Raw genomic sequence first — 16,656 nt, 5'->3', positions numbered from 1 at the left:
GACTCCGCGGCATCCCGGCGTAGATTGCCGCTCCCGCCAACCGATGAGGCCACCATGTCGCGCCCGCCGCTTCCGCCCTTTACCCGAGAAACCGCCGCGCAGAAGGCGCGCATGGCCGAGGACGCCTGGAATTCACGCGATCCGGTGCGGGTCTCGCTCGCCTATACCGAGGACAGCCGCTGGCGTAACCGCTCCGAGGTGTTTCAGGGCCGCGAGGCCATCGTCGCCTTCCTCACCCGCAAATGGGAGAAGGAGCAGGATTACCGCCTGATCAAGGATCTCTGGGCCTTCGACGGCAACCGCATCGCGGTGCGCTTCCAGTACGAATGGCACGATGCAAGCGGCCAGTGGTACCGCTCCTACGGCAACGAGCAGTGGGAGTTCGACGAGCACGGCCTGATGAAGCGCCGCGAGGCCTCGATCAACGACATCGCGATCGCGGAGAAGGACCGCCGCTTTCATTGGGCAGCGCCCGGGCCGCGGCCGGCCGATGTGCCGGGGCTGGGGACTGATCCGTTCTGAGCCGCGCAAGCAACTCTCAATCCTCATGGTGAGGAGCCGCGAAGCGGCGTCTCGAACCATGCAGGCCCTGCTGCTGCATCCGGGCCTTCATCCTTCGAGACGCGCGCGAGAGCGCACTCCTCAGGATGAGGGGAGAGATTTGCGCGCCAAAAATCGCGTAATCGCCCCACCGAGCTTCGCGTTGTCCATCGGCTCGGCCAGCGACGCCCGCGCAGTGGCCACGACATCCTCCGGCGCCTTGCCGTCGCGCAGGTCGCAGCACACTTGCGCGAACTCTACATCGAACTCCGGATGCGGCTGCACGGTCAGCGTTGCGCCGTTGGCATAGAGCAGGCCGGCATGCGGGGTGAACTCGGAGGAGAGAATCGTCAGCGCGTCGTTTGGCGGTTCGATCACCTGGTCCTGATGTGAGGCGGCGATGGCGACTGCGTCGCCGTCGACGACGCCGTTCTCCGGCAACACCTGATAGACGTGTCGGCCGATACCCCAGCCCTTCTCGGATTTGCGCACGGTGCCGCCGAGCGCTTGCGCAATCAGCTGATGGCCGAAGCAGACGCCGACCATCGGTGTCTTGCTGGTGTAGGCTTTGCGGACGAAGTCCTCGAGCGGCGCGATCCAGTCGAGCCCGTCATAGACGCCGGCGGCTGCGCCCGTGATCAGCACCGCCTCGAGCTTGCCGGGATCGGGAAGCGCATCGCCGTTGGGGATGCTGACGACCTCGACCGTCGTCGCCGGATCCTCGGTGCGGATCATCCGTTCGAACATGTCCGGAAACGAGCCGTGGTGCTCGCGATATTTTGCCGGGACCTGTCCGGTCTCGATGATGGTGATGCGTGCCATGTGCCCCCCGGGTAAAAAGGTTGCGAAGCTCAGTCGCTTTCTGCCCCATGTTGCTGGTGTGGCGCTGTGCGCTCCAGCAGCGCGCTTTCCTTGCGCACTTCGTTGAGGAAGGCCTTGGCGAGGCGCGACAGTGGCTCGGCCTCCGACCACAGCATATAGGCGACCGCGTGGGTCGTTGGCGTGAACGGCCGCACGACGAGGCCGCTGCCGCCGTTCTGCCGCGGCGAGAACGGGTCGACCACGGCGGCGCCGACGCCGGCAGCTGCCAGCACGCAGGCCGTGTTGCAGTAACGCACCTCGACGGTCGGCTGGAATGGCGCGCCGGCGCGGGCAAAACTGTCGCGCACGGCCTCGCCGAGCCGCGTGCCGCGCTCGAGCCCGATGAAGGGCAGGCCGGACAGGTCCGCGGCCGAGATCGCCGGCCGGTCGGCAAGCGGGTGCTGCGGCGGCAGCACGCAGACCATCTCGCCGGTATGCACCACCTCATGCGCGATGCCGGGATGATGCGTCAGGCCGAGCGCGAAGCCGAGCTCGGCGACGCGGCTGAGCACGCCCTCGATGATGCCCTCATAGCGCCGTACGTCGAAGAACACGCGCGTCTCCGGGCGGCGGCGCAAAAAGGCTGACAGCGCGGAGGGAATGATGCTGTAGGCGAGCGGCGGCGTCGCCACGATCGCGAGATGCCCGGAGCGGTTCTCGCGCAGATCGCGCACGCGGCTCTCGAGCTTGGCGTGCAACGCGAAGATCGCCTCGCTCTCCTTGTAGAGCGCCATCGCTTCCGCGGTCGGAAACAGGCGGTTGTTGACGCGCTCGAACAGCGCAAAGCCCGCCTGCGCTTCCATCGTCTTCAGCGCGTTGCTGACCGCGGGCTGCGACAACGCCAGTTCGTCCGCCGCCGCCACCGTGGTGCGGTGGCGGATGACGGCGCGGAGGATCTCGAGCTGGCGCAGGTTCATATCACTGCCGGTTATACTCAGGGCCAAAACATCATAGCAGAACGAATTGATTTTGCAGCCCCGCTCACCCGTAATGACAGCGGATTTGCGCGTCGCATCAAAGGGTTCGTTCGCCCAATGAGGCAGCACTGCGCACAGATTGGAGGCAATCTTGGTTCGTGTCCTTCGCGCCGCCGCCGCCCAGATGGGGCCGACGCAAAAAGCAGATTCGCGCGAGCAAACGCTGGCGCGGATGCTGGCGCTGCTGGAGGAGGCCGCGGGCCGCGGTGCCAGCCTCGTGGTGTTTCCGGAGCTTGCCTTCACCACCTTCTTCCCGCGCTGGCTGCTCGAGGGCGAGGCGCTCGACCAGTATTTCGAGCGCGGCATGCCGAACCCGGCGGTGGCAAAGCTGTTCGACCGCGCGCGTGCGCTCCGCGTCGGCTTCTATGTCGGCTATGCCGAGCTGACGCCGGACGGCCGCCGCTACAATTGCGCCGTCCTGGTCGATCGCGACGGCGAGATCCTCGGTCGCTATCGCAAGGTGCACCTGCCGGGCTCGGTCGAGCCGCGCGAGGGCGCACGCTACCAGCAGCTCGAGAAGCGCTATTTCGAATATGGCGACCTCGGCTTTCCCGCCTTCCGCGCCGGCTCGGCCTGGGCTCACGCCATCATGGGCATGATGATCTGCAACGATCGCCGCTGGCCGGAATCCTGGCGCGTGCTCGGCCTGCAGGGCGTCGAGCTCGTCTGCATCGGCTACAACTCGGCGGCCTACGATCCGAACGGCGGCACCACCGAAGACGGCGCCTTGCGCACCTTCCACTCGACCCTGGTGACGCAGGCCAACGCCTACATGAACGCGACCTGGGCGATCTCGGTGGCAAAGGCAGGCCAAGAGGATGGCTCCGGGCTGATCGGCGGTTCCTGCATCGTCGATCCCAACGGACGCATCGTCGCGCAGGCCCAGACGCTGACCGACGAGGTGATCGTCGCCGACCTCGATCTCGATCTCTGCCGCCAGGGCAAGGACAAGATGTTCAACTTCGCCGCCCACCGGCGGCCGGAGCAATACAGAGTGATCACCGAGCGCGCCGGCGTGATCGAGCCGGCCGTTCTCGACGCCGACTGACAAGTGGCACGGCGCTGGCAAAGGTAGCTGACATGGGCAAAGGAGCTGACATGACACGCCTCTCATTTTCTCTCGCTGTTGCCGCGCTGGCTGCGGTGACCTCCGCGCGAGCCGCAGAGTTGCCGGCGGAGATCAAGCAGGCGGGCACGCTCAAGCTCACGGTCAACTCGACCTACGCGCCGATGGAATATCGCGATCCCGCGACCAACGAGCTGGTCGGGCTCGACATCGACCTGGCCAATGAGCTCGCCAAGCGGCTCGGCGGCCTCAAGATCGTCTGGAGCGAGACGCCGTTCGCCGAGTTGATCCCGTCACTTCAGACCAAGCGCGCTGACTTCATCATCTCCGGCATCTCGGACCGCGCCTCACGGCGCGAGACCGCCGATTTCGTCGATTACCTCGCGACCGGTCCGCAGTTCTTCGTGATGGCGGACAACGCCGCCAAGGACGCGACCGATCTGTGCGGCAAGAAGGTCGGCACCACCCGCAGCACCAGCTTCCCGGTCGAGATCGAGAAGTGGAGCAAGCAGAATTGCGAGCCGGCCGGCAAGCCGGCGATCCAGTACGTTCCGGGCGAGAACTCGATCGACGTCCGCAACCAGCTCAAGCAGGGCCGCATCGATGCCGCCGTGCAGGGCAGCGAGACGCTGCCCTATGCGCAATCCCAGGAGCCCGGCAAATACCGCATCGTCGGCGAGGCCTTCGCCAAGGGCTATCAAGGCATCATGTTCCGCAAGGACGATGCGGCCTTGCGCGAGGTCGTGACCGAGAAGCTCGCCGCCATGATCGCCGACGGTTCCTACAAGGCCATCCTCGACAAATGGGGCCTGGGCGCGAACGCGGTGGCCCAGCCCATGCTGAACGCGGCGCCGCAATGAAGCCGGCGCCGGCACTCGCGGAGGGGTTTCCCGATCTGTCGGGAATGCGGATCGCGCGTGAGCCGCACTGGTTTCGCTGGATCAGCGCGGCGCTCATCATTCTGGTGCTGGCGGCGATCGTGCGCGCGTTTGCGAACGGCCAGATCGAGTGGTCCTATGTCAGCCGCTTCCTGACCGTGAAGGCCATCCTCGAAGGCATCGTCAACACCATGGTGATGGCGGTGCTGGCGATGATGCTCGGCATCTTTCTCGGCATCGTCGTCGCGATCATGCGACTGTCGCCCAATCCGGTGCTGAAGTCGGTGGCCGCCGGCTACACCTGGCTGTTCCGCGGCACCCCGCTGATCCTGCAACTGCTGCTGTGGTTCAACCTCGCGCTGGTGTTTCCGACCATCGGCATTCCCGGCCTGTGGAGCGCGCGCGCCGTCGACGTCATGACGCCATTTCTCGCCGCGCTGCTCGGGCTCGGCATCAACCAGGGCGCCTACACATCCGAAGTGATGCGCGCCGGCATGCTGTCGGTCGACGTCGGGCAATATGAGGCGGCGCAGGCGATCGGCATGGGACGGCTTCGCGCGCTGCGCCGGATCGTGCTGCCGCAGGCGATGCGGGTGGTAATCCCGCCGCTCGGCAACGAGTTCATCGGCATGGTGAAGGCCACCTCGCTCGCGAGCGTCATCCAGTATCCGGAACTGCTGCACAACGCCGAGAACATCTACTACGCCAATTCCCGCGTCATCGAGCTCCTGATCGTCGCCGGGCTCTGGTACCTGCTCGTGGTGTCGATCCTGACACCGCTGCAGATGCTGCTCGAACGCCGTTTTGCACGCGGCACATTACGGCTGGCGCGATGACAAAACCCCTCGTCGCGATCCGCTCCGTCAGCAAGAGTTTTGGAGAGTTCCAGGCTCTCAGAGGCGTCTCGCTCGACGTCTGGCCCGGCGAGGTGATGTGCCTGATCGGCGCCTCCGGCTCAGGCAAGACCACGCTGCTCCGCTGCATCAACCAGCTCGCCATGATCGATGCCGGCGGCATCTGGCTCGACGGTGAGTTGCTGGGCGTGCGCGAGCACGGTGGGAAGCTTCATCGCCTCTCCGAGCGCGAGATCGGGCGGCAGCGTCTGAAGACCGGCATGGTGTTCCAGCGCTTCAACCTGTTTCCGCACAAGACGGCGCTCGAGAACATCACCGAAGGCCCGACCCAGGTGCAGGGGCGTAAGCTAGATAAGGTGCGCGCGGAGGCGCTCGAACTGCTCCGTCGCGTCGGGCTGGCGGCCAAGGCGGACTCCTATCCGGCACAACTCTCCGGCGGCCAGCAGCAGCGCGTCGCGATCGCGCGGGCGCTCGCCATGAAGCCGATGCTGATGCTGTTCGACGAGCCCACCAGCGCGCTCGATCCCGAGCTCGTCGGCGAGGTGCTCGCGGTGATGAAGGAGCTGGCCAAGAGCGGCATGACCATGATGGTGGTGACGCACGAGCTCGGCTTCGCGCGCGAGGTCGCCGACCGCGTCGTCTACATGGACCATGGCGCAATCGTCGAGCAGGGCCGCGCGTCCGACGTGTTGGGCGCGCCGCGCGAGGAGCGCACCAAGGCATTTCTTTCGGCAGTGATCTGACATCGGGGGTGTGGTGATGAAGAGACTCTTGCTTGCGGCGGCGTTCCTGGGCGCCATGAGCGCATCGGTGATGGCGATCGAGCTGCCGCCGGAGATCGTCAAACGCGGCAGCCTCAAGGTGGCGGTGGTGCCGAACTATCCGCCGATGGAGTTCCGCGATCCCGCCACCAATGCGCTGTCCGGATTCGACATCGACCTCGGCGAGGCGATCGGCCGCAAGCTCGGCGTCAAGATCGAATGGACCGAGACCAGCTTTGCCGAATTCATGCCGTCGATTTCGACGGGGCGGGTGGATGCCATCCTGTCCGGCTTCACCGACTATGCGAGCCGGCACGAGATCGCGTCCTTCGTCGATTATCTGCGCAGCGGTCCAAAATTCTTCGTGCAGCAGTCCCGTGCGTCCGAGTTCAAGGACATGGCTGCGCTGTGCGGCAAGAAGGTCGGCGCCAGCCGCCGGACGATGTTTCCGGCAGAGATCGACAAGTGGAGCCAGAAGAACTGCGGCAGCAATCCGATCCAGTTCGTCGGTACCGACGGTTCGGCAGATGCGCGCACGCAGCTCAGGCAGGGCCGTATCGACGCCGCCGTGCAGGGCAACGAGACGCTGCCTTATCTGATGGACCTCGAGCCGGGCACCTATGCGCCGGTCGGCGATCCCTTCGCGACGCAGTTCACCGGCATCGCGCTGCCGGTCAAGGAAAAGGCACTTCAGCAGGCCATTCTCGAGGCCGTCGATGCGCTGATCGCCGACGGCACCTATCGTACCCTGCTCGCCAAGTGGAAACTCAACGACAACGGATTAGAGAAGGCGACCATCAATGCTGGACAGTAAGGCACTCAAGAGCATCCCGCTCGTCCCGGCCAACACCGCCGATCCCGCGCCCGAATATCCCTGGCCGAAGCCGTACAAGTCGGCGATGTTCCTGTCGTTCGACGTGGACGCGGAGAGTGCGTGGACCAGCAAGGACGCGGTGCATGCGCAGCGGCTCATCACCATGAGCTATGGCGGCTACGAGGCGCGCGTCGGCACGCCGAAGCTGCTGGAACTGCTCGACCAGCTCGATCTCAAGGCGACGTTCTTCGTCACGGGTTGGTCGGTCGATGCGCACCCTGCGATGGCCGAATCGATTCTGAAGGCCGGCCACGAGATCGGCCATCACGGCTATCACCATCTGCTGCCCGATCCCGGCGATCCCTGGATCGAGGAGGAGCTGGAGCGCGGTTTCGAGGCGCTGAAGCGCCGGCTTGGCGTCAAGCCGACCGGCTATCGCGCGCCTTACGGCGAGTTCACCGAGGAGCTGCGTGTCGCGCTGGTGCGCCACGGCATCGTCTACACGTCCTCGTTCCGCGACGACGTCAGGCCCTATCGTCATCGTCTTGCCGACGGCAAGCCCGGCACGATCGAGCTGCCGGTCACCGCGAGCTATGACGACTGGATGCACGGCCTCTCCGCGCGCTTCAGCCCGCGCTCGATCTTCCCCAAGGAGCATGTGCTCTCGATGTGGAAGGACGAGCTGGATGAAGTCCGCGACTGGGGCGCGATGGTGACGACGGTGCTGCATCCGCAGTGCAGCGGCCGTCCGATGCGGCTGCGGCTGCTGCGCGAGTTCCTGACTTACGCAAAATCGTACCCGGATGTCTGGATCACCACGGGCGAGAAGATCGCGGAAAACTTCCTGCGCCACGAAGCGGCCAACCGCTGAGCCGTGCCATGACCCGTCGCCGCATCCTCGTCATCAACCCCAACTCCGCGGCGTCGGTGACGGCGGCGATCGACGACGCGGTCGCGCCGCTGCGCATCACCGGCGGGCCGGAGATCGAGGTCGTGGGTCTTGCCGAGGGCCCGCCGGGCATCAGCTCGCAGCGCGACGCCGACAGCGTCGTCATGCCGCTGGTCAACCGCGTGTCGCACGACGATGCGGATGCCTTCGTGCTGGCCTGCTTCAGCGATCCCGGCCTGCACGCGGTGCGCGAGGCCGCTAGTGGACGCCCCGTGCTGGGCATCGCCGAATGCGGCATCTTTCGTGCGCTGATGCTGGGCGAACGCTTTGGCGTCATCGCGCTGTCGCCGTCGAGCATCCGCCGCCAGCAGCGCATGGCGCGGGTGATGGGCGTCGATAGCCGCTATGCCGGAAGCTGGTCGGTCGGCGCGAGCGCAGCGGAGACGGCAGGCGCAGACATCCGCGGCCGCTTGATCGATGCCGGGCGTGCACTGGTCACCCAATGCCGCGCCGATGTCGTGGTGATGGGCTGCGCCGGCATGGCTTCGCATCGCGCGGCGATCGCGGAGGCGATCGGCGTGCCCGTGGTCGAGCCGGCGCAGCAGGCGGTCGCGGCCGCGATCGGCGCGGTCTTGCTCGGCAGGTAGGCGGCAAGTCATGAACCTCGGCTTTTCCCACATCGCTGGCGGCGCACTCGCTGCAACCTCTCCCGCTTGCGGGAGAGGTCGCGCCGCAGGCGCGGGTGAGGGCTCTCTCCTCTTGGGGCCCTCGCTTGCGGATGCACCCTCTCCCCGACCCTCCCCCGCAAGCGGGGGAGGGAGCGCAGCGACGCTGCGGCTGCATATCACGTCCCTTAGGAGCCTCTCGTAATGTCCATCTCCCGCCGTTCGCTCCTCAAGGCTGCTGCCACAGTGCCGGCGCTGTCGCTGCCGGGCATCGTCCGCGCCGAATCTCAATCCACCCTGCGCTTCATTCCCGTCATCGACCTTGCCTTCGTCGATCCCATCTACTCGACCGCCCAGGTGTCGCGAAACCACGGCTTCATGGTCTACGACACGCTCTATGGCATGAGCTCATCGCTGCAGGTCTCGCCGCAGATGCTGTCGGGCCACGCTATCTCCGGCGACCAGCTCCAGTGGGACCTCAGCTTGCGCGACGGCCTGTTCTGGCATGACGGCGAACGCGTTCTGGCCCGCGACTGCGTCGCGAGCATCCGGCGCTGGGCGGCGCGCGACGGCTTTGGCGGCGAGCTGATGGAGGCGACCGCGGAGCTGTCGGCCGCCGACGACCGCACCATCCGCTTCCGTCTCAAGCGACCGTTCCCGCTGCTGCCGCAGGCGCTCGGCAAGGCCGCGATCAACGCCTGCTTCATGATGCCGGAGCGGCTGGCGAGCCAGGACCCGTTCAAGCCGCTCACCGAGGTCATCGGCAGCGGCCCGTTCCGCTATCTCGCCGACGAGCGCGTGCAGGGCGCGCGCAACGCCTATGCCAGGTTCGAGCGCTACCAGCCGCGCACCGACGGTAAGCCGGATTGGACCGCGGGTCCGAAGGTCGTGCACTACGACCGCGTGGTCTGGACCACCACGCCCGATGCCGGCACCGGCGTTGCCGCGCTCCAGACCGGCGAGCAGGACTGGCAGGAAACCACGCCGCATGATCTCTTGCCGGTGATCAAGGCCGCTGGCGACATCGAGACACGCATCCTCGATCCCCGCGGTTATGCCTGCATGCTGCGCCTCAATCATCTGCAGCCGCCGTTCGACAATCCCGCCGTGCGCCGCGCGCTGCTGGGCGCGATCGACCAGTCCGCGTTCATGACCGCGGTCGCCGGCACCGATCCGGCCTTCCAGGTTTCACCGATCGGCTATTTTGCCCCAGGGACGCCGATGGCGAGCGACGTCGGCCTCGGCGTGTTCCGCGGGCCCCGCGACTACGCCAAGGTCAAGGCTGATCTGAAGGCCGCCGGCTACAACGGCGAGAAGATCGTGCTGCTCGTCCCCACCAACTCGCTCGCGCAGAAGCCGCTCGGCGAAATCGCGGTGGACTCACTGCGCAAAGCCGGCATGAATGTCGAATATGCCGGGCTCGATTTTGCGGTCGTGCTGCAGCGCCAGCTGAAGAAAGATCCGATCGGGCAGGGCGGCTGGAGCGCGGCGGTCGGCAATTGGCAGGGCATCGACTGGCTCAACCCGGCGGGCAACACCAACATCCGCGGCGAAGGCAAGGTTGCTGGCTGGTATGCGAGCGAGAAGATGGGAGGCTTACGCAGCCAGTGGCTGGCGGCCTCCGAGCTCGCCGAGCAGCAGCGCATCTGCCGCGAGATCCAGGCGGTCGCGTTCGAGGAAATCCCCTATATTCCGATCGGCCTGTACAAGCAGCCGACCGCCTATCGCAAAGCCATCACCGGCATTCTCGACGGCACCGCCGTGTTCTGGAACGTACGCCCCGCATGAGCACCACAGCAATTTTCGGCAGCTATGTGCTGTCACGGAAAAACGGCGCGCAGGACGTGCTGCGCGACCATTGGGTCCTGGTCGAAGGCAAGAGGATCGCGGCGATCACACGTGACAAGCCGCGTGCGGATCAGGTCTACGATCGACCTGGCCGCTTCGTGCTGCCGGGCCTGTTGAATCTGCACAATCACTGCTTCTCGGAAGCGGTGGCGCGCAGCCACAGTGAGGACGGCAACGGCCGCAAGAACAACCAGAGCATCGTCTATACGGTGCTATTGCCGCTGACCAAGCGCGGCGCCGATATCTTGTCGGCGGAAGAGCGCATGGCGGTCGCGCGGCTCGGCATCCTCCAGCTTCTGAAGGGTGGCGCCACCACGGTGATGGAGCCGTTCCGCAATTCGATTCCGGAGATGTTCGACGCCGCGGAGGAAATGGGCATCCGCTTCTACGGCGCGCCCTATCTGTTCTCGACGTCGGATGCCAAGGCTGGCCCCGACGGTGTGGTCCGCTATTCCGGCGATGATGGCACCGCCGACATGGCGACATGGGATGCGCTTTACCAGCGCTGGAACAATCGCGGCGACGGTCGCATCAGTCTTGCGATGAGCCCGCATGCCACCGATACCTGCGGTCCTGATCTGCTGCAGGCCTGCGCCGCGCGGGCGCGCGAGCTTGGCGTGCCCATCACGACGCATATGGCGCAGAGCCGCGCCGAGGTCGAGACCATCGGCAAGCGCTATGGCGGCCGCACGCCGGCGCAATACCTGGACTGGCTCGGACTGCTTGCGCCCGACCTGATGGCGGCCCACTGCATGTTCAGTAGCGACGATGATCTCAAGCTGATGGCCGCGCGCGGCATGACCGTTCTCAATTGCCCGCGCGTGTTCGCGCGTGCCGGCATCACCGCCGCCTTTAGCCGCTTCGCCGAGCATGGCGTGCGGACTGTAGTCGGCACCGACGGCTACAACATGGATTTGCTCGGCGAGCTCAACGCCGCCTCGCTGATCTCCAAGGTCACCTCGGCGCGCGCCGATGTCGCGAACTCGCCGGAGCTGATCGAGGCGAACACGGCAGTCGCGGCCGACGTCATCAAGCGGCCGGATCTCGGCCGGATCGAGCCGGGTGCGACCGCCGATCTCACCGTGGTCGATCTCACCCATCCGCATCTTCAGCCGCTGTTCGACCCGCGCCGCGCGCTGATCGCGCTCGCCAACCGCGCCAATATCGACCAGGTCATGGTCGACGGCCGCGTGCTGGTCGATGAGGGACGCTATCTCGGCGCGGATGAGGCGGCGATCACGGCGGCCGGCACTGCCGCGATCGGCAAGATCTGGGATCTGCCGGAGGCGCAGGCGGCGTTCAACGGCTGAGCGTCGCCGCTTGGATTCGCGAGTCGGATAGGCGGTCACGCGCGGCAACGCCGTGCCCGGCCCCTCACCCGGATTGCACCGGACAATGCTTCGCATCGCCGGAGCAATCCGACCTCTCCCCGCAGAAGGGCGGAGAGAGGTTGAGAGTGAGGGACGCGCCGCTCTCTCGCTCCCTCGCCCCGTTCTTACGGGGAGAGGGTGGGGTGAGGGGCTGCCTCCGCGATTGAAACCCTCAATCTAATCCTCAAACTCCAGCAGCGCCTTGCGCATGGTCTCCACCAGATCCAGCGCCACCGGCGACGGACTGCGCTGCGCCGGAAACACCGCGGAGAATTCGAAGTCGATGCGCGGCATGAAGCGACGCACGACGACGCCGCGCGTTGCAAATTCCTGCGCGGTGAAGGGATCGCAGATCGAGACCCCGAGCCCCGACGACACCATGCCGCACATGATCTCCGACAGCGTGGTCTCGACCCTGAGCACGCGGCGGACATCATGACGGTGGAAGACCTGATCGACGAGATGCCGGCTCGATGATCCCGCCGACAGCGAGATGAAGGTCTCGCCCTCGAAATCGCGCGGCTCCAGCACCTCCTTCTCGGCCAGGCGATGGCCGGTCGGCAGCACCGCGCCGCGCGCCAATGCCGGCAGCCGTTGGCTCGGCAGGCCGGAATGCGCGATCGGCACTTCGGCAAAGCCGATGTCGCATTGGTTGTTCAGCACCCAGTCGACCACGATCGGCGAGATCACGCCGAAGAAGGCGAGGTTGAGATTCGGCCGCTCCATCAGGAAATGTCCAGCGAGCCGCGGCAGATATCCATTCGCCAGCGCCGGCAGCGCGGCGATGCGCAACGAGCCGGTGCGGCGTCCCCGGATTTCCTCGGCCGCCGCCGTGATGCGTTCGAGGCCGACAAAGGAGCGCTCGACCTCGGTATAGAGGGCCATGGCCGCGGCGGTCGGCACGAGACCGGTGCCGCGCCGCTCGAACAGCTCCATCTTCAGCAGCGCCTGGACGTCGCGCAGCAGCCGGCTCACCGCCGGCTGCGTCACCGCCATCAGCTTGGCGGCCTCGGTGACGCTGCCGGTCAGCATCGTCGCCCGGAAGGCCTCCACCTGCCGCGAATTGATCCGCGCCATCCCAGATTCCAATCATAACATTTCGGCATGCAAAGGGTGCCATTATTCATTGGACGATGGAAGTATAGGTTGCGATCTTTTTAATCAGGACTGGAGACAGCCCGCTTTTTCGGCAGATTGGAGGGGTTCAAACCTCCAGATCGCGCCAAAATCCGCCGAATGGGGGCCGGAGCCCTAATCGGAAACGGATTGGCGCGGAAGGAGATGCGGAAGGCGCTTCAGCCAGCGAGACTCGTCGGCACGTCACCTCATTCCGGTATTGGAGATCGGTCCATATGAAGACTCTTCGCCTCCTGACAGCGGTCAGCATCGCGGCGCTCATTGCCGCCCCGTCGGTCGCCTCGGCCCAGCAGAAAACGCTCTATGTCGCCGGCTACGGCGGCTCGTTCGAGAAGACCATCCGCGACGAGGTGATCCCGGCCTTCGAGAAGGAGAATGGCGTCAAGGTTGAATACGTCGCCGGCAACTCCACCGACACGCTGGCGAAACTCCAGGCGCAGAAGGGCAACCAGCAGATCGACGTCGCCATCGTCGACGACGGCCCGATGTACCAGGCGATCCAGCTCGGCTTCTGCGGCAAGCTCGATGGCCTGCCGGCCGATCTCTACGACACCGCGCGCTTCAAGGACGATCGCGCCGTCGCGATCGGCATTGTCGCCACCGGCCTGATGTACAACACCAAGGTGTTCAAAGAGAAAGGCTGGGCGCCGCCGACCTCGTGGAACGATTTGAAGGATGCGAAATACGCCAAGCAGCTCGTGATCCCGCCGATCAACAACACCTATGGTCTCGAAGCGCTGGTGATGCTGTCGAAGATGAATGGCGGCGGCGAGACCAACGTCGATTCCGGCTTCAAGATCTTCAAGGAGCAGATCAATCCGAACGTGCTGGCCTATGAGCCGTCGCCGGGCAAGATGACCGAGCTGTTCCAGTCGGGCCAGGCCGTGATCGCGGTGTGGGGCACCGGCCGGGTGCAGAGCTTTGCCAATACCGGCTTCCCCGTCGACTTCGTCTATCCGAAGGAAGGCGCGGCGACGCTGTTGACCACCGCATGCCCGATCACCAAGCCGAATGCCTCGCCGCTCGCTGCGAGCTTCGTCAAGATGCTGCTGGATCCCAAGATCCAGCTCGTGATGCTGAAGGACTATGGCTACGGCCCGGTGCTGAAGTCGCTGGTGATCCCGCCGGAGCTCGGCAAGATGGCGCCGATCGGCGAGCGCGCGGCGAAGCTCTACAATCCGGACTGGACCGTGATCAACGAGAAGCGCGAGGAGTGGACCAAGCGCTGGAATCGCGAGGTCGAACGCTGATCGGTCGCAGCGGAGACAGCGTCATGGCCTATCTCGAGCTCGATCGGGTCGCAAAGCAGTTCGGCGCACAGACTGTGGTCGAGGACTTCAGCCTGTCGGTGGGGAAGGGGGAGTTCATCTCCTTCCTCGGCCCGTCCGGCTGCGGCAAGACCACGACATTGCAGATGATCGCGGGCTTCCTCGATCCGACGCGCGGCGCGATCCGCCTCGAGGGTAAGGATCTGACCGCGATCCATCCGGCCAAGCGTGGCCTCGGCATCGTGTTCCAGAGCTACGCGCTGTTTCCGCACATGACCGCGGCGGAGAACGTCGCGTTCGGCCTCGAGATGCGTGGCGTGCCGCGCACTGAAAGGGCCGAGCGCGTCCGCGCCGCGCTCGCGATGGTGGGGCCTCGCCGGTTATGAGGACCGCCATCCGCGCCGCATGTCCGGCGGCCAGCAGCAGCGCGTGGCGCTGGCGCGGGCGCTCGTGATCAAGCCGAGCGTGCTGCTGCTCGACGAGCCGCTGTCCAATCTCGACGCGAAATTGCGCGAGGAGATGCAGATCGAGCTGCGCCAGATCCAGCGCACCGTCGGCACCACCACCATCCTCGTCACCCACGACCAGAACGAGGCGATGTCGCTGTCCGACCGCATCGTGGTGATGAGCCAGGGCAAGATCGAGCAGATCGGCACGCCGCAGGAGACCTATGAGAAGCCGGCCTCGGCCTTCGTCTCGCAGTTTTTGGGCAAGACCAACGACTTTGCCGGGACGATCGACCGAACCGTCGTGCCGACGCAGCTGGTGGCGGGCTCCTGGCGCGCGCCGGCGCCGGCCGGGCTCGGCGGTCCCGTGACCGTCAGCGTTCGCCCCGAAAGAATCGGCTTTGGCGATACAGGGCTGAGCGCAAAAATCATCACGCGCATCTTCCAGGGCAATCACTGGCTGTTCCAGTGTGACAGCGAATGTGGCCCGGCGATCGTGATCCGTCAGAACGACGGAAAAGCGCAGCCTGCCGAAGGCGACGCCGTTCGCCTGACCTGGCGCTCCGAGGACATGAGCGTGCGCGCGAGGGCCGGCGCATGAGCGCGGCGGCCGAGGAGCGCAGTGCACGTGCGCCGTGGGCGCTGACGGCGCCCGCCTTGATGCTGTTCGTCGGCGTGCTGCTGATCCCGCTGGCGATGACGGTGATGCTGTCGTTCCACGATTGGGGCCAGTACAAGGGCATCGAGCCGGTCTTCATCCTCAAGAACTGGCACGAGATCGCGACCGATCCCTATTACGCCGAAATGTTCTGGCGGACGTTTCGGATAGCGATCCTGACCACGCTGCTCACCGCATTGCTCGGCGCGCCCGAAGCCTACATCCTCAACCGCATGAGCGGCCGCTGGAAGAGCTTCTTCCTGCTCGTCATCCTCGGGCCGCTGCTGATCTCCGTCGTCGCGCGCACGCTCGGCTGGGCGCTGCTGTTCGGCGGCAACAACGGCCTCGTCAACAAGCTCTTGATGTCGCTTGGTGCGATCCGTTCGCCCATTCCCTTCATGTTCACCGAAACCGGCATGGTCATCGCGCTCGCACATGTGATGATGCCGTTCATGGTGCTGTCGGTGTGGGCGGCGCTGCAGCGGCTCGATCCGCAGATCGAGAACGCCGCGATGTCGCTGGGTGCAGGACCTTTCACCATCATCCGCCGCATCATCATGCCGCAGATCCTACCGGGCGTGCTGTCGGGCGCGATCATCGTGTTCTCGCTCTCGGCCAGCGCCTTTGCGACGCCCGCAATCATCGGCGGCCGCCGGCTCAAGGTCGCGGCGACGCTCGCCTATGACGAATTCCTCAACACGCTGAACTGGCCGCTGGGGGCTGCGGTCGCGACGCTGCTGCTGGTCGCGCTGGTGCTGATCGTCGTCGGCAGCAACGCGCTGATTGAGCGCCGCTATGCCGAGGTGTTTCGATGAGACAAAACGGCCCGCTCGCGCTGATCTTCCATACGATCTTCGTCATCGTGATGGTGGCGCCGATCCTGGTGGTCTGCCTCGTCGCCTTCACGCCCGAAGGCTTTCTGTCGCTGCCGACCAACGGCTTTTCGCTGCGCTGGTTCAGGACCATCGCGAACTACCCCGAATTCATCCATGCCTTCTGGGTCAGCCTCGGGCTAGGCGCGCTGTCCTCCCTCGTGGCGCTCTTGTTCGCCGTGCCCGCGGCGCTGGCGATCGCGCGCTATCGCTTCCGCGGCCGCGATATGCTTGCGGCGCTGTTCCTGTCGCCACTGATGATCCCGCATGTCGTGCTCGGCATCGCTTTCCTGCGCTTCTTCACCTCGGCCGGCCTCGGCGGCAGCTTCGCGGCGCTGATCATCGCCCACGTCATCATCGTGTTTCCGTTCGCGCTGCGGCTGACTTTGGCTGCCGCGACCGGCATGGACCGCACCGTCGAGATGGCCGCTGTCTCGCTCGGCGCCGGCGGCTGGACGTTGTTCCGCCGCGTGACCTTGCCGCTGATCCTGCCCGGCGTCATCAGCGGCTGGGCGCTCGCCTTCATCCAATCCTTCGACGATCTCACCATGACCGTCTTTCTCGCGGCGCCCGGCACCGAGACGTTGCCGGTGCGCATGTTCCTTTACATCCAGGACAACATCGATCCGCTGGTGACGTCGGTTTCGGCCTGCGTGATTGCGATCACCATGACCGCCCTCATTCTGCTCGACCGCTTCTACGGGCTCGACCGCGTGCTCGCCGGCAAGGGCGATACGGGACGATAGGAGAAC

At 65.7% G+C, this 16,656-nt stretch carries 16 protein-coding genes and 1 pseudogene; 14 read left to right on the top strand and 3 right to left on the bottom strand.

The features are described from left to right. Positions 1–54 precede the first annotated feature (54 nt). Positions 55–522 carry a nuclear transport factor 2 family protein gene (locus tag ACVJ19_RS05400; RefSeq protein WP_271503989.1) on the top strand — a complete coding sequence of 156 codons (468 nt, stop codon included), beginning with the start codon at positions 55–57 and terminating at the stop codon, positions 520–522. A gap of 120 nt (positions 523–642) precedes the next feature. Here ACVJ19_RS05400 and ACVJ19_RS05395 read toward each other — a convergent pair whose 3' ends face one another. Beyond that, on the bottom strand, positions 643–1,362 hold the full coding sequence (locus ACVJ19_RS05395; protein WP_453949929.1) for a type 1 glutamine amidotransferase: 720 nt from the start codon (positions 1,360–1,362) through the stop codon (positions 643–645). A 29-nt stretch (positions 1,363–1,391) separates the two neighbouring features. Further along, a complete protein-coding gene (locus tag ACVJ19_RS05390) occupies positions 1,392–2,318 on the bottom strand; it encodes a LysR family transcriptional regulator (RefSeq protein ID WP_453949930.1) in 927 nt (308 codons plus the stop codon). 151 nt (positions 2,319–2,469) lie between these two features. On the opposite strand from ACVJ19_RS05390, the gene ACVJ19_RS05385 reads away from it, so the two are divergent. The 9 genes from ACVJ19_RS05385 (at position 2,470) to ACVJ19_RS05345 (ending at position 11,463) form a co-directional block, all read left to right on the top strand. Beyond that, positions 2,470–3,426 carry an N-carbamoyl-D-amino-acid hydrolase gene (locus ACVJ19_RS05385; protein WP_453949932.1) on the top strand — a complete coding sequence of 319 codons (957 nt, stop codon included), beginning with the start codon at positions 2,470–2,472 and terminating at the stop codon, positions 3,424–3,426. A gap of 50 nt (positions 3,427–3,476) precedes the next feature. Then, positions 3,477–4,304, top strand: coding sequence for an ABC transporter substrate-binding protein (locus ACVJ19_RS05380; protein ID WP_453949934.1), 828 nt, complete (start codon positions 3,477–3,479; stop codon positions 4,302–4,304). After that, positions 4,301–5,158 carry an amino acid ABC transporter permease gene (locus ACVJ19_RS05375; protein ID WP_453949935.1) on the top strand — a complete coding sequence of 286 codons (858 nt, stop codon included), beginning with the start codon at positions 4,301–4,303 and terminating at the stop codon, positions 5,156–5,158. Before ACVJ19_RS05380 ends, ACVJ19_RS05375 begins: the two co-directional genes overlap by 4 nt. Further along, complete coding sequence (locus ACVJ19_RS05370; RefSeq protein ID WP_453949936.1) at positions 5,155–5,919, top strand: amino acid ABC transporter ATP-binding protein; 765 nt, start codon at positions 5,155–5,157, stop codon at positions 5,917–5,919. The genes ACVJ19_RS05375 and ACVJ19_RS05370 overlap by 4 nt, the downstream gene beginning before the upstream one ends. 16 nt (positions 5,920–5,935) lie before the next feature. Beyond that, entirely contained in the window at positions 5,936–6,751 is an 816-nt protein-coding gene (locus ACVJ19_RS05365) for an ABC transporter substrate-binding protein (RefSeq protein ID WP_453949937.1), read from the top strand. After that, positions 6,738–7,622 (top strand): polysaccharide deacetylase family protein, encoded by an 885-nt coding sequence (locus ACVJ19_RS05360; RefSeq protein WP_453949938.1) that lies wholly within the window; start codon positions 6,738–6,740, stop codon positions 7,620–7,622. Before ACVJ19_RS05365 ends, ACVJ19_RS05360 begins: the two co-directional genes overlap by 14 nt. An 8-nt stretch (positions 7,623–7,630) precedes the next feature. Next, on the top strand, positions 7,631–8,287 hold the full coding sequence (locus ACVJ19_RS05355) for an aspartate/glutamate racemase family protein (RefSeq protein ID WP_453949939.1): 657 nt from the start codon (positions 7,631–7,633) through the stop codon (positions 8,285–8,287). 222 nt (positions 8,288–8,509) lie between these two features. Continuing rightward, entirely contained in the window at positions 8,510–10,093 is a 1,584-nt protein-coding gene (locus tag ACVJ19_RS05350; RefSeq protein ID WP_453949940.1) for an ABC transporter substrate-binding protein, read from the top strand. Next, on the top strand, positions 10,090–11,463 hold the full coding sequence (locus ACVJ19_RS05345) for an amidohydrolase family protein (protein WP_453949941.1): 1,374 nt from the start codon (positions 10,090–10,092) through the stop codon (positions 11,461–11,463). Before ACVJ19_RS05350 ends, ACVJ19_RS05345 begins: the two co-directional genes overlap by 4 nt. A gap of 237 nt (positions 11,464–11,700) precedes the next feature. Here ACVJ19_RS05345 and ACVJ19_RS05340 read toward each other — a convergent pair whose 3' ends face one another. Next, on the bottom strand, positions 11,701–12,600 hold the full coding sequence (locus tag ACVJ19_RS05340) for a LysR substrate-binding domain-containing protein (RefSeq protein ID WP_453949943.1): 900 nt from the start codon (positions 12,598–12,600) through the stop codon (positions 11,701–11,703). 275 nt (positions 12,601–12,875) lie between these two features. Between ACVJ19_RS05340 and ACVJ19_RS05335 the strand changes: the two genes are divergently transcribed. The 4 genes and pseudogenes from ACVJ19_RS05335 (at position 12,876) to ACVJ19_RS05320 (ending at position 16,650) form a co-directional block, all read left to right on the top strand. Next, the gene (locus tag ACVJ19_RS05335; RefSeq protein ID WP_453949944.1) at positions 12,876–13,910 is read left to right on the top strand and encodes an ABC transporter substrate-binding protein; all 1,035 of its coding nucleotides are present in this window, start codon (positions 12,876–12,878) and stop codon (positions 13,908–13,910) included. 23 nt (positions 13,911–13,933) lie between these two features. After that, positions 13,934–14,975: pseudogene (locus tag ACVJ19_RS05330) on the top strand (ABC transporter ATP-binding protein). Beyond that, complete coding sequence (locus ACVJ19_RS05325; protein ID WP_453949946.1) at positions 14,972–15,847, top strand: ABC transporter permease; 876 nt, start codon at positions 14,972–14,974, stop codon at positions 15,845–15,847. The pseudogene ACVJ19_RS05330 and the gene ACVJ19_RS05325 overlap by 4 nt, the downstream one beginning before the upstream one ends. Next, a complete protein-coding gene (locus ACVJ19_RS05320; RefSeq protein WP_453949947.1) occupies positions 15,844–16,650 on the top strand; it encodes an ABC transporter permease in 807 nt (268 codons plus the stop codon). Before ACVJ19_RS05325 ends, ACVJ19_RS05320 begins: the two co-directional genes overlap by 4 nt. Positions 16,651–16,656: the final 6 nt, after the last annotated feature.

The organism is Bradyrhizobium sp. USDA 376 (assembly GCF_054063675.1).
This window is presented reverse-complemented; position numbering and strand designations above follow the sequence as displayed.